8 protein-coding genes are annotated in these 15,835 nt (G+C 29.8%); 2 read left to right on the plus strand and 6 right to left on the minus strand.

Translation table 11 applies throughout. From position 1 onward, the window contains the following. Window positions 1-234 precede the first annotated feature (234 nt). The 4 genes from Arg41_RS07570 to Arg41_RS07585 form a co-directional block, all read right to left on the minus strand. Window positions 235-789 (minus strand): hypothetical protein, encoded by a 555-nt coding sequence (locus Arg41_RS07570; protein ID WP_092490733.1) that lies wholly within the window; start codon window positions 787-789, stop codon window positions 235-237. Between the two features lie 89 nt (window positions 790-878). After that, window positions 879-2,708 (minus strand): hypothetical protein, encoded by a 1,830-nt coding sequence (locus tag Arg41_RS07575; protein WP_092490734.1) that lies wholly within the window; start codon window positions 2,706-2,708, stop codon window positions 879-881. Between the two features lie 932 nt (window positions 2,709-3,640). Next, complete coding sequence (locus Arg41_RS07580; protein ID WP_092490735.1) at window positions 3,641-4,855, minus strand: hypothetical protein; 1,215 nt, start codon at window positions 4,853-4,855, stop codon at window positions 3,641-3,643. 244 nt (window positions 4,856-5,099) lie between these two features. Continuing rightward, complete coding sequence (locus Arg41_RS07585) at window positions 5,100-6,050, minus strand: hypothetical protein (protein WP_092490736.1); 951 nt, start codon at window positions 6,048-6,050, stop codon at window positions 5,100-5,102. A 770-nt stretch (window positions 6,051-6,820) separates the two neighbouring features. On the opposite strand from Arg41_RS07585, the gene Arg41_RS07590 reads away from it, so the two are divergent. Continuing rightward, entirely contained in the window at window positions 6,821-7,255 is a 435-nt protein-coding gene (locus tag Arg41_RS07590) for a hypothetical protein (protein ID WP_092490737.1), read from the plus strand. A gap of 172 nt (window positions 7,256-7,427) precedes the next feature. Beyond that, window positions 7,428-8,555, plus strand: a complete 1,128-nt coding sequence (locus Arg41_RS07595; RefSeq protein ID WP_092490738.1) for a hypothetical protein — start codon at window positions 7,428-7,430, stop codon at window positions 8,553-8,555. A gap of 1,159 nt (window positions 8,556-9,714) precedes the next feature. Here the strand turns inward: Arg41_RS07595 and Arg41_RS07600 are convergent. Next, entirely contained in the window at window positions 9,715-10,605 is an 891-nt protein-coding gene (locus Arg41_RS07600) for a hypothetical protein (protein ID WP_092490739.1), read from the minus strand. 837 nt (window positions 10,606-11,442) lie between these two features. Next, entirely contained in the window at window positions 11,443-15,636 is a 4,194-nt protein-coding gene (locus Arg41_RS07605) for a hypothetical protein (protein WP_092490740.1), read from the minus strand. Between the last annotated feature and the right edge of the window lie 199 nt (window positions 15,637-15,835).

Consider the following 15,835-nt stretch of genomic DNA (forward strand, 5'->3'; position numbering starts at 1 on the left):
AAATTTATTTTCCTAGGAACCGATGTGACAATTTAAAATAACTAACACAAAGGCAGGTTAATCAATCGAGACAATCCTATTGTATCATATATGCATATGCCATAAAACTATATTTTTATTGATAATAATAACTACCCCCAGGAGGCACCTATGTGATGGCATATAATTTATGACAATCAATCACTGGTGTAGTAATGATTACTTGTTAGTAATTTTTGTGTAATCTTATCCTAATCAATTGTTTCTGAGAGCATAAACGTCTAATTTGGATACTGTTGTTTTTATTTCGTAGAGTTGATTTTTGTAATTGCTCAAATTAACACACATATATTGTAGCAGACCATATTCTCCTTCGTTGCTAACAATATATTTATCTCTATTAGGGCTTGGATCAAGGTCTATTTTTTCACTAGAAGTTAGAGGCTCAACTTTAAACAAACGTAGGTACCGTAAAGATTTATGGATACATGATTCTAGGAAGAGATGTACCGAAGATATGTACAGAGATAAATTTTTACTATGGATACTATAAATAAGATTATAAATAATGTTGGGATCTACATCAACAAAGCTACAGTCTATTTGCTTAAGATAAGATATTCTACTACCTAGAGATGAAGATTGCACAAAATCGGACATGCTGGACGTGCTATCAATAGATTCAGATTTATGTAAATTTTGCGAGCTATGCTCACCGGAGCAACAAGGTTGTTCTGGTTGGTAATTTATATCTTCTTCAGTTAATACTGGCTGCTCACCACTAAAATTGCTATTGCTGACATTTCTCATTTTTTATGGTCCAACTTAACTATAAATAGTAAGCGTAGCTTATGTGAAAGTAAAGTAAGACAATTAAAATTTTTACCTTCCTTTCCGCTTTACCAAAATAGTTGTACGCTATTATGCACAATCTCTCCATCGTCTTTGATGGTTAGGGATAATATATACTCTCTCATTCGATATATGACTCTTTCCAGTATGTGCCTCTTTATTACCGTAGAGGTATCGCAAAGCCGAGATCTAGTACATAAGCAAGTGTTTCCCTCACAAAAGAAATTACTTCTACCCCCGACGTAATAATTATACAACGTTTGCCCGGTCTGTATTTCTTTATGTGCGATTTCTGCAACGGCTTGGGGGATTGGCAATACTAGTCTTTCATTTATAGGTCTACTTATATTTTTAAATTCTTCTTCAGCCATAGATTCAAATTTATCTACAATTGATAGGTAGTATTCCATTAAGCATTTAATTAATTCGTCTCTGATTGATAAATCTAGTGGCTTAAGTAATGATCTAATTTTGGTTTTATGCTCATTAATTTCAGCAATTAATTTTTTCCTATTTTCTTTTAAATCTAAACATTCTTTTTTTACAGATTCAATTAGCATCTCATATTCATCATCAATTGCTACTGAAACTTCTTCGGCCTTAATTTCAGTTTGTAGCTCAAGTTTTACTTTTTTATCATCAATGGAAGTTAGTAGATGCAAGGTTTTTTCTTCAACATTTACCTCCTCATAATATGCGAAAAACTCTAACTGACTTCCTAAGACATAATATTTAAAATAGTCACATATATACTGCAATTTTGTATATATGCCTCTGCTTTGAACAATATATTCATCCGTGTTTGGGTTAATTAGGTAACTGTCATTGTAGTCATGTAAATCTACTTTAAGTGCACGAATATATTGCAATGATTTACACATAAATTTTGCTGTGAAACTATTCATTGCAGCCAAATACTTAGATACATCTTTGTTTTCTAGGCTTAAAATAATATCAGCAACATCTCTATGACTTACTAATTCAGGGTCTACGTTTGTGATTCCTGGTGATATATTGATACCATATATGAAATTAAATGATCTATGAGGTATTTTATAAGTACTATTACCGTCAGATTTATGTGTAATGATATCCTTGCCTATTTTTTCTTTTTCATCTGAGCTAATATTGCGTAAAATAGAGTCTGAGGCGGATACGTTTTCCATGTTTTTAAATCTTACTGTGTATATTTTGTAGCTGTCCCTAATAAGTATTCCAGTTTCTTCTCTATAAATCCCTACGCTTTTTTTGTGCCTACGTTTCGATAGATAGTTGCTCATACGGTTTCTAATAATTTCCATATCGGCGGTTATCTTACAACGATGATTGTCTGATATTGATTTTTTTTCTAAAAATGAATCTTCTTTTGGAAGAGGAAGTTCAAATTCTTTATTTAGAAGTTCTGGTTCTATTTTAAACCTAGATTGACAGATGTATTTAAATTTGTCTCTAACCGATAGGTAATACTGCATAAAAATTCTAATGAGATTATCCCTGGCTTTAAGATCATGTTTTCTCAGTTCTTCCTTGTTTTTAATAATACTTTCCATCTCTGCACTGGAATTAACAATTAATTTTTTATGGTTGGATGTTTGTTCAAATCTTTCATTAAGAAATAAGTGATTTTTAATAAAATTGGTAACGTACCAATCATCAGTGGCAATGTATCTGTTAGCAGATGATTTAATTTTTTTTGCCTTGCTGCTATAATTGATTTTAGTTGATTTTTTTTCTGATCCTGGATTTGATCTTGGAAATATAAATTTAGATATAAAATTTTTATTAGTAAGTTTTTTATTCGGATCGTTAATGTTGCTCTGAATTAATTCTTCTATCCTCCGACTATATAACAGCTTTACTGCTAATTTCAGCAGCACCCAAATAGGTTTTAGTTATTAGTAGTATATTTTGTCTAATTTCTATTGTTAAATGTATTAGTGTATGACATAATAATAATGATGTAATTGTTTAGTATGACGTTTGGGATGTACGTTGATCAGTACATTATGTTTCATGTATGTATTGTTGTGCTGGATTGGAAATGGGGCCTGCTGTCATCCTGTAGTGGTGGTGGGCCTCTCGTTGTTGTATAATCATAATATAGTTATCTCTAACCCGTGGGTGCCTGATTGAGTTTATAGGTAGCTTGACTTCCTAAGAATTGATCTTGGGTGTTTTTTTGTAGCAAATATGATATTTGTAGGTGATCGATGGTTACGCTGCTCATAATGGAAATATACTCTTTTGGGTGTATGTCTTGTTTTTGCAGTTGTGATTTTATGTAATACGTGGCAATTAAATCTATTTCAATCTTAAGGTAACATACGTTGGTGCTCTATTATCGCCCTCGTATAAAATGATAAAATGATTTTCAACGCACAAGAACAAAAGACATATTTCAAGCCCATGTAGTCTGATCTATAAGTTACGTTTTTTGTAAAAATGTATTGTTGAATCTGGATACCAAAGCAATCATGGATACGTAACAGCTCTCAAAAACGGCAGTCATTGTTTTAATTAAATGTCATTTAATGTTAACTACCAGTGATACAATTTATATAACTACTTGTAAATACATGAACAAAAAACTTACAATAACACTTTAATTTAAAAGTCAAAAGTTATAGCTACTAGCAAATATAAGAGATGTAGCTTAAATAGTTTTATCGTATAGCAGTTGTGGATTGCTTTTCGAGGTAACAAATTATTCTTAGAATAATAATAAAGAACAAAAAAGTAGCTATAGAGCTTGATCCACAACTATGCTAATTACGAAATACACTATACGCTTTCCTTAAATCAATAAATATCAATCTATGGACTCATATATGTTTTCTTCTAAATCCTCTACCTCTAAATCTTTCATAAAATCGCTATCAGAATTAGCTGAGCAAGCATTGCCAACAGAATGAGAATGTGGTGAACCCTCGTATTCATTTTCCACTACCAGTAATGGTGGCAAAATACGGCCGTCTCGTTCTTCTAATTCTTCTGATAACACTACTCTTGCTTCTCCTCCTATTCTTATATAGCGGATATACTTTAAGGCACTATCAGTAACAGAATGTTTTTTATATTTTGCACAGAAAAATATCAAAGCAAATAGTGATAAAGCCGCCATAAATATTACCAATATGCTTCTTGTAAATGAAGAACTTAATTCAGCATCAGGTAATACTTCGGTGACATTGGCAACCGAATAAGGTACAGTTGTAGCATTATTGGTATCTACAGATACACTATTTGGTGTATCTGTAGAAACGGCAGATACAATAGCATCAAGAGTACTTTTAAACACTGTCGATACAGTCACTTGTACAGTAGTTGATGTTGATGCAGTTGTTGGTATAGTCGTAGCAACAGTAGACGCAAGAGTTGTTGATGTTATTTCAGAAACTGTATTATCCAGGTATTCATGCAAATTTGGACAACTCTCAATGTCTAAATTCTCACTGCTGTATAAATATTGGGCATGATGTACAGGCTGTCTATCTATGCCGGCTGATGATAACCTTGCTTTGAGGTCACTAATCACAGTTACTGCTCTAGATGATAAAAATTTCTCAACCTCAACAACACTATCATGACTCATTGAATTCTTGATCAAAGTATCTCCACCTACCATTGACTCTAATTCAGATTTAACGTCGATTGCAGGAAAATCACCTTGGTTTTTAAATCTACGATCGTTTTTGAGATGGCCAACTGTTCTCTGTAATGAAATTAGCAGACACAACCTTGACAGTAATAATCCCCAACTTTCTTCAATTTGTTTATCTTCGGCATTAATGCCTACGACAAGGCTCATAAATATAGCTGACGACATAATAATATTAGCTGGTAATATAATTCTTTTCAAAAATCTGTTAATCATTCCTCTTCTAACAGGAACAAGAGACCTACTGGAAACAGAACTCTGTGAAACTGAATTAAGCAACAAATGATTATTCAATAAAGCGCCTGAATCACTTCTATCACCATCCTCTGTAGTCTCTCTAAAAAAATAACTATCACATGATTTCACTGTAAACATTCCCATAAAATTTACTGTATTCCCATATTTTATATAGGACGATATATTTTACTAAAGGAACTCTTATACTTATATGCTGACACATATATCAATGCCAAGATTTACTATTACACAGTTTAATTAAAATAATTACTCGTATAAAATTACTTTTTTAAATCAAGATATTAGTGTAATTAACCACAAAAAATAAAACCAACATTATCAATGTCATACTCAATTTATTTTCAAACAATTTCTATACAAGATCTTCTGCTTCTTCATTGCTAACATTATCAGACTCTAATGGTGGTTGAGGTTGGCGAGACTCTCTAGTGGCATTAAAAAACCTATATCCCAGAAAGGAAATAACAGCAATAGCAAGAGATAGAAGTAAAACCAATACAATAACAACGGCATTTTCACTAGTAACTATGTTAGTTGTTACTAGTGTTGGATTAGTTGTTGCTACTGTTGTACTAAAGACGGTTGACTCAATAGTGGCTGGTTCTGAAATTATAGTGGTAGATGTAGTAAATGGTAAATTGGTTGGAAAAAATAGATTTTTTATATACAAATCAATGCTTGGACAACATCTACCATAAATAGTAGAGTTCCTAATAAAGTCTCTATTGCAAAAATAGTACTCCATATTTTCACTACAAAAAATATAATCAGCATTACTTTTTAATTCATCTGAGTATTCAGGTTTCCTGATGAGACTGCTATGGTATTCGTATGCTAATTTAGCAATAATAAACAGTTGATTACTAACATTATAGTCATAATTTTCAGCATAAATATCTAAAGGGATAATTCTGTTGATTACAGATAGTTTTGTCTCATACCTAGACTTAACAATGGCATAATCAATTAAATTAATGATTCTATTATTAGATTCGTTAATGGAGATCAAATTACATATAGTAGATGACAACGCACAGTGGGCGTAAGCTACTGAAACGCCTCTAAACACCGGTCGCGTTTCATATCCATCAACGCACTCTAACATGCTAATGGTAGCTAATGAAGTAAGGAGACTTGTAAAATATTTTTTAAGTGAGAACCTCATTTGCAGGAAGTTTTCTGTGGTCTCATCCTTTTTAAGAATAATAGTTGTATATTCATTACATTCTGCAATTTCATCGTCAAGTTGCGATTCCATCATTTCAGCTACCTGAAAATATAGGTGTTCACTATTTTTAATCATGCCATGTTCCATACAATCAATAACAATACAGTACTATGTTTAACTATATCACTGGTATAGATATCATATAATGTATTATTATCTACCAGTATAAGTATACTTTTGTCTGATAAATGCAAATATATGTTAACGTGAAATACTTCATTATCAAATTAAATAGATACTTACTTTAGAGATACTTAATAATTCGCTAATTTTTATTGAGAAGACACAACAAATAACACCACTGAAATTTTAATAAATACTAGTTAATTTTTCAAAAATTACAGAGAGAATGCATAATATGTGTTCTGCAAATTAATTAAATACATTAATTAAGATATAATTTCACAATCACAAAATCATAATTAATTTGAACTCATATGATACCATTGCACACTGTAAATACATCACCTTTACGATTCTATCTAAAAATATTAACGATTTACTAATAGAAAAGCAAAAATAACTTATTGATAATTAATATATTATAATGAGAAGAAAACTTATTCCTACAATAAATCACTACACTATTGAAAATCAAAATATGTCACTATCCTGCTAGGCTAATACATTAGATTTTTATGCTATCACTTGAGGTAAGTAGTTTTAAAATCGTTAATTTAACCATCAGTTATCACTAAATTAATCACACAAAAGTAAAAATAAAGCCTCAATAGGGTATGCTGCCACTATATTGACATTGGCAGCATACCCTATTCTGTTACCTACATGATTTTAGTTAACATTTTTTATGCTGCAGCAATACAGGTTGAGATTCCTGCTCTTTTTTGGGAGCACAATGTTTATATAACGCAAAAGCTAATATAGCAGCAGCAAGAAGTAAGAATGACACCAACACGGCAATAAATGTAGTTCTATCACTATCATCAGGAGTTATTTCAGTTGGAGTAATAGTTGCAGCAGTAATATTTGCCGCTGCAGTAGTTACTGCTGCTATAGTTGCCGTTGCAGTAGTTACTGCTGCAGTAGTGGTTTCCACAGTAGTAGCTGCTTCGGTAATTACTGATTCAGTAGTTGCTGCTACAGTAGAAGTAATAGTTGGTGGGAATAAATCCTCTATATACGATTTTATATCAGGACAACATACATCAGATACTGTAGAATTTCTGTTATATGATTCATCACAAAAATTACTGATGATACATGTATATAAATATGTACCGACTAAAGTCAGTATAATACGAAGAAAATATAATAATTAAGTTATACATTGTTAATTCTGGCTTAGCTTTAAGTAAATTATAAAACTATAGAACAATAAACAAAGTTTTATTTTCGTACCCAAAATGTATTCTATGTTGCAATTAATAATTTGTTTATTCATATAATATGTAATGCTATAGTTTGCGGAGTTTATTTTTTACAGGAAAAATAATGGATTATATTAACGCTAACAAGTATTTAAATTGTTTGGAATGTGATGATTTAGAATCCCAAACTGAAGGTGAAGTTATTGAGGATAATGAATGTAAAGAACTTGTACTCTTAGAACAAAAAACAAATAGGTGTTCACCATCAATTGGTAGATCTCTAAGAAACAAGGTTGTAGTAGCCTCCTCTTTACTTGGTTTTATTGGCGTGTTGGAAAGTGCTGCTGGTTCTAGAATAACTTCACTGCCCTCTAATCACTGCAATCTATCATCTTTGGTGTGTGCTATGGTTACTAGCGGGTACTCAGAATTAATTAACGAAACTCTTGGAATGGCTTTTAATAATTTCTTAACTAACCCGAACCATAGGAACCAGAAGTCGCTATCAAGAAGATTAATAAAACCATATATTAACGATAGTATTCCTGTAACAGTTGTTATTGATGAAAGCTCCAATCTTGGAGCAATTAGTCGTCAGTTATCTGTTATGGCTGAATACATTAAAGACTTATATAGTGTTTTAAATCCTGGCGATTCCGATAGAAAAGGAAACAACGCAGATCTTATTTTTTGTAACAATAATGTTGAAAATTTCTGTTATAAAAACCATAGCAGAGACCATTCTTATTATGGTAGATGTTGTGCTAATATTTCCTCATACATAGAAGATATCACTTATGCTCTTTCTACTACATCTGTTCCCACTGCAGATTCAATAACATACAATATGACTACAAGTTCTGTGACTGAGGAATCAACAGCAATTATCTCAACAAATACAACTACAAGTCCTGTATTGACGACCTTGAGTTCTGTATTGACGTCCTTGAGTCCAGTTGATGTGACTACAGAAGTGACTACGGCTTCTAACGAAAATAATGGTTCACTTAGTACATTTATATTTGTTATAGTTTTATTTTTTGTTGGCGTTGTATTGCTATTTGCAGCATATATGGGTATTAGGTCAGGAAGGAGAAGAGGAGTTTACCATGTCGGAGGAAGTGGAGAAGAATCTAGGCCTGTTTATATGAGGGACAATATTGAAGAGCATTTGGAAGAAGATGAAGAAGAATCTAGGACTGTGTCTAGACCTGTTTATGTGGGGGAAGATATTGAAGAGCATTCTATATAGATAATAATAAAGGTCTGCTGTTACAGCCATAGCAGACCTTATTTTTGTTGTGTATTTTGTAAAATTTAACTGATTGAGCATTGCGATAGCGACTGCATTATACACAAATAGCTACTAATGTTAAAAATAATAAATGTTGCCATAATGTCTAATCATTAATAGCAATATCACAGAATTAAGCTTTTATAACTACAAACAAAAATGGTCTTTATCAAATATGAGTTCTTAATAAACTCTACTGGAGGGTGCTACGTAAAAGTTTAGACTTTAAACGATAGCAGAATAAATAATTATTAATATATAATAAGAATTGTACTGAAAATTTGTTACTTAAGGTAAGACAAAAAAATAAGTTCTTAGACTAACTCAATTTATACCAACTTAATATAGGTTGTGTTATTACGATGGGTTGTGTTATTACGATGCTTGCGATCATCTAATAATAAATGAATTTTTATAGAAAACAATTGTAGCTAACTTCAATTTAATAAAGAAAAAAACTTCAAACCAGAGAGTTCATTGATGCGTAGATACTTTTTCAAATGCACATGATATCCTACCCTTATCATAAATATTTTTATTAGAGTCCCTGAGTAAATAAATTCAGCTCAACGTTACTCCATTGTGATTGGTGTAACTGGCCTCGTACGTTGTAAATAAAAAAACAGTCCTACATCACCCAAAGGTCATCGTATACCATGATCAATCATGGATGAAATGTTTACATATCTAAACTATGTAGACAATCTTACGATATTTATTCTAGCTACCATCACAATTTTTCCCACATAATTAAGTTATTACAATTTATAATGAGTCTTTATTTATCATCCGAAATATATATTTACTTAGCAAATAAACATAATATTTGATTTGAAGTACATACTACATATAGTTTCATATTTACTTATTGGTGACTCGCATACATTAATAAATGCGATATATACTTTACTCACAGCGCTAGTATCAATAAAAGGAATAATTATAATACAACTGAAAACGGATTGTGATTGTACAATTATTGCTAACCTCAATTATTATTTATTTTTTAATCTTAAGAAAATAATGCCAGTATATAAATACTATACTGGCATTATTCATCTATAATATTAACCTGTCTAATTATGAAATAATTTATTTCTCTACTCTTATATACTAATTAAATATTTACGTAGGTACCTCTTTGGTGTTCTTTTCTTCGACTACAATACTTATACCTACAAAAAGAAAATAAAGTAATAACGATAAATAAAAACAAAATTGACATAGAAATAACCGAAGTAAAATCTTCATTATTTGTTGCAGATACAATAGGGTCAGTAATATTATTAGATTCAACAATGTTTAAATTATTTAACAATGTTTCTGATGATAAGTTTAGTTTTGATTCTGTATGTACCAAGTAAGAACCTATACTACTACAACAGTTATAGACGATAGTAGTATTAAAATCGAAATAAAGGTTGTTCCTACAAAATTTACTAACGCTATTACCACAAAAACCTTTCTCTGATTGACATATTCCAATACCTAATTTCTTTCTTCGGATAGAAGTATATTTATTGTTAATAAAAATAGACATAATCCATAATTTATTAAAAATATCATCCCCAGCAATATCTTCATAGTCGATCATAGACGGAAGGCTAAGAGGAATACTAAAACTAAAAATAGATTTTTTTATATAAGTTACTGATTTGTCAAAAGCAGATCTAAGAATTTCCCTAACATACCTGTCACCCTTATCATTAAGTCTAATAAAGTTACATAATGATGCTTTTAGAGAGCACAAAGCGAATAGGAAGTCCTCCTCTTCTTTTTTATGTCCGGCAACATTATCTAATGTGCTGAGCATAATTAGCGAAGCTAATATGATTTTATTAGATAACGATTTACTGATAGAATAAGAAGTTCCTAGACGACGGTTTATTTTTTGTTTCTTGACTATAACTACTGCGGATTCACTCTCTTCCGCAATATCATTGATGTTATTATTTTCAATTTCACTTGTCTGTGAGCGATAAATATAATTGCTGTTGTTACGAAACATTATTTTTCCCGTAAAAGTTAACTTCGCAGACTATATCACTGTAAATTATATAGTTTAATTAATTATTATCTATTTTGTTTAGTACAATTTAAGAAATAGAATATAAATAATATTTATTTTTTTAAGCAAAATAATATTTTTTGCTAACTAATAATCAGTAATGTGTTTGCTAGTTATTTCTAATATAAAATTTAATTTTCGTGGTTTATTGATTACTAATATGAATAGTTTGCGTAATTTTTTACTTAGCACAATAATAACTAAATTTTATATATTTATACATAAATAATTGCTGCAAACAATAATTTATCGGAATGAATAATAAAACTTTGATTATCTAGCAATATAATTATTGAGATAAATGTAAAGTTATATAAACATCCTAGGGTATCGCCAGAGGAAATAACTAATTTTCGTTAGTATTTATATCTTAGCCGAGAGCATAACAGTTGCGATGATTTTAAATTGTTTGCATGACCTGCAATATTTACCGTAACAAAAGATAATGATGTATGTTATTGGTTGTTTCTAGTAATACATCACTATTACTATGATAATATTCATCTTCTTCAGTAAACATTAACTTAAGTATAACTTGAAAAAATAGATAGATATAAATGAGAGCAACATAACAAAAAATATGGAAACAAAGCACGAGTTGATATGCTGCTTATATAATCAACCTGTGGCTACACCTTTGTATTAAGCTAGAATTGGAGTATAAGTGCACCATAAAGTCAATCATGATTACCTATTGATGTCATGCATTATTAACACAAACAGTACAAATGGGAAAATGATGACACTATGATTAATCACGGTTAACAATGATTTTATTCAATACAAGCAAGTTAACAGTGCTGAACATACACAAACAAATGTACTACGGATCACAAAAAAATGGCAAGATTTCACTTCTATAAATATCTTTGTAAGTAAATCATTTAGAAAATTTAAATTAGATATAAATTTATTGTCTAGCATCTTATTAGAATTAAAAATTAGTTCTAGTTTTCTTATTAATGATTTTTTTAAATGCACATTGTGTATATTTACAAATAATCCATCAGCGATCTCACTGGGCCTAAATTTTTTGATCTCATGGATAATATTATTCGGCAAATTAGATATTGTTTCTGTAATTAACAGTTTTATCGATGTGCATAATTTATTTTTCTTATTAATAATTGGTAAACGTTCATGCGAGTCTAAATGAATATGACTTTGAATAATGCTTAAGAAATAATTATTAGGAACTAACTTTATATTTTCTACAGCTTCTTCACAGTTTTTACTTAATTTTTCAAAGAAAAGCCTATTTGATGCGCAATTATGTGCTAAGTCCGATAAAGACATCCCGGGAGCTATCAATACATCAGTAGTGGTTATGGCATCAATAATGTGCGGGGAAATTTTATCCAAAACATATTTGCGCACATTTAAATAAGTTGTGGATAGGTTAATGGATGACTTTGTGATCCCCCTACCTGTAATGTAATCACCTAATTCTTCTAATACTCTATCCTTAAACCAGAAATTATTATCTATACTAATTTTTTTAATGGCATATTCATATATATTTGATGTATTCTCTGCAGAAAGTAAGTTAGCTTTACGATACGGTTTTTTTAGATCTAATTCTTTTGTCATCGTTTCTTGTTTTGATTGGTCATTGTTTATTGTAACGGATGTTGTTACCTCTTTTGTATAAGAGCTCTTCAAGTTAATATTGTCAATTGATTTTCGAGGTTTTTGTGTATTTTGAGCGGGCAATTTAAGTTTTTTATGAAACTTGGAGGATACGCCATACATGTTTGACAACAGGTACTTAGATAGTTGTTCTACCGTAGATTCATCTGGTAAAAAAACCCCGTCATGAAATATACAAAATTTTCTTACTATATTTGCTATTTTTTCTAGTAATTTATTGAACGAATTTAAATTATCATCAAATCTTTTATTTGCAAATTCAAATTCGTGTCTATTGGACTCAAATAATAAGTTCATATTTTTTATTAATAATTTCGATGCTAATACACCATGTACATCTGAAAATAAAGAATTAACAATGTTTTTGGGGTCGATCTTTTCAATTTCGGAAATTATGCTGTTAGGCAAATTAGATATCGTATCTATGATTAACTCTTTTAGATCTGGGATAAATTTACACCTTTTGGACTTAAATTTAACCTTGGCCTTGTGTTTAGTTGAATTTAGGTAACCACTTATATTTAAAATAATATAACTTTGAAATATACGTGACAAATTATTATTAGTGGTTACTAGTATATACTTTGCGATTTTTTCGCAATGCTCTCGTAATTTTTTAAAAAACATATTATTTGATATGCAACTTGATCGTAGATCTGAAATAGACATTCCTGGAGTTATCAATATACCTGTATCAATTGTATCATCTTCAAATAATGAAGATATCTTATATAAGACATACTTGCGTATGTTTGAATAAGTTTGAGAAAGGTCAATACAAGATTTTAATAAATTTCTTCTTTCAACAGTTTTACATATTTTTTCTAATACACGACTCTTAAATAATCCGTCATTATCTATACCTATTTTTTTAATGGCATCTATGTATACCATTTTTGAGTTAGATTTTGTATTCCACAAATTGGTGTTATGATAGGATCTTAGCCTTATATTCTTTTTGATATCATTTTTGTTAATTGATATTTTTTCAGATTTTACTCTTCTTAGGTTTTGTGTTATTGATAGTGTTTCATTATCGGTTAATGTGTTTTTTGCAGTAATATGTTCTGTGGAATTTAAAGTCAAGGTGTTGCAAGTTTTTTCTGCGCGTATAATTTCGCTAACATCACAACGATATAACTTTATACGTATTTCTTTTTTAATTATCGGACACCCAAGTGTTTCAGATTTAGGTGAATATTTTTTTGTTTGTCCTATATTTTTCAAATTTGAAGCTGTTATCATTTCTCCTGTATTTTTCTTAAGGTCTATTCTTTTTGGATTTGGTTCTATTAATTCATTTGATGCGTAGGATAACCTTAATTCATCTATGGTCATGCCATTAGTTAGTTTTATTTTTGATCTTGTTTCTTCTTCAATCTCTTTCAGAAAAGGGGAAAATGTTTCCAAAATATAATTTTTAACATTGTTATACGTTATAGAGAGATCAATATCTATTTTTTCTTTTCTACTAATATGGTTTATTACAGAGTAATAGTGCTTTGCTTTATCTATGAAGGAACATTCAAAATCACTTTTATCAATATCAATTCCTGACAAAGCTAATTTGTATATAGAGATGGGAGCTACAGGATTAAGGTCCCACTTCAATTTTTTTTGTGGAATAAGTAGAGGGTTTTTTAATAATGATATTTTCATATTATTATTAATATTATTTTCAGAACTTTTTTCATAATTACTTTCTGATATGCCATCTTTATCATGTTTATGAAATCTAAGTTCTTTATGAATTTTGGCAGGTATTTTGTACATATCTGATAAAAGATATTTGGATAGTAATTTTGCTGTATGTTTTCCTGGGAACAATATTTTTCCCTCATGTAATGCCTGATGAGATTCTACTTCTATAAATATCTTTGTAAGTAAATTATTGAGAAAATTTAAATTAGATATAAATTTATCATCTGGTAGCTTGTTAGAATTAAAAATTAGTTCTATTTTTCTTATTAATGATTTTTGTAAATATACATTATGTATATTTACAAATAATCCATCAGCGATCTCATTTGGATTAAATTTTTTGAGCTCATTGATAATATTATTCGGCAAATTAGATATTGTTTCTGTAATTAGCAATTTTATCGCTGGGCATAATTTATTTTTCTTGCTAGTAATTATTAACCGTTCAGTTGAGGTCAAATAAATACAACTTTGAATAATGTTTGAGAAATAATTACTAGGAACTAAATTTATATTTTTTACAGTTTCTTCACAATTTTTACTTAATTTTTCAAAGAAAAGTCTATTTGATACGCAACTGTATACTAAGTTCGATAAAGATATCCCAGGAGTTATCAATACATCTGTAGTGGCTATGGCATCACTAATGTATGGGGAAATTTTATCCAAAACGTATTTGCGTACATTTGAATAGGTTTTGGATAAATCAAGGGATGACTTTGTGATTCCCCTACTTGTAATATAAGCACCTAGTTTCTCTAATACGCTGTTCTTAAACCGGCAATTATTATCTATACTAATTTTTTTAATGGCATCTTCATATATATTTGATATATTATCTGCAGAAAGTAAGTTAGTTTTACGATACGGTTTCTTTAGATCAAATTCTTTTGTCATCGTTTCTTGTTCTGATGGATCAGTGTTTCTTGTAGCGGATATTGTCACATCTTTTGTATAATTGCTCTTCAAGTAAACATTGTCAATTGATTCTCGAGGTTTTGGTATATTTTGAGCGGGCAGTTTAAGTTTTTTATGAAATTTGGAAGATACGCCATACATGTCTGACAATAGGTACTTAGATAGTTGTTCTACCATAGACTCATCTGGCAAAAAAACTCCGTCATGAAATATACAAAATTCTCTTACTATATTTGCTATTTTTTCTAGTAACTTATTGAACAAATTTAAATTATCATCAAATCTTTTATTTGCAAATTCAAATTCATGTTTATTGGGTGCTAATAATAGTTTCATGTTTTTTATCAATGATTTCGATGCTAATACACCATGTACATCTGAAAATAAAGAATTAACGATGTTTTCTGGATTGATTTTTTCAATTTCGGAAATGATACTATTGGGTAAATTAGATATCGTATTTATAATTAACTCTTTTAGCTCTGGGATAAATTTATTCTTTTTGGAGCGAAATCTAATCCTAGTTTTAGTTGAATTTAAGTAACCATTATTGCTTAAAATAATATAACTTTGAAATATACGTGATAAATTATCATTCGGGATTACTCGTATATCCTTTTTAACTTTTTCGCAATGCTCTCGTAATTTTTTAAAAAACATATTATTTGATATGAAACTTGACCGTAGATCTGAAATAGACATTCCTGGAGTTATCAATATACCCGTGTCAATTGTATCATCTTCAAATAATGAAGATATCTTATATAAGACTAATTATTAACGGTAAAGATTAAATTATATACAAGTAGACCACATTTGATTCCATCAGCAATACTATTGGAAAGAGAAAGAAGAAAAAGTCAATGGTTACTGAAACCAAAAGTATATTGTCATCCTAGTA

Source organism: Candidatus Ichthyocystis hellenicum, assembly GCF_001460935.1.
In the GTDB taxonomy this organism is placed as follows: Bacteria; Pseudomonadota; Gammaproteobacteria; order Burkholderiales; family 2013Ark19i; genus Ichthyocystis; species Ichthyocystis hellenicum.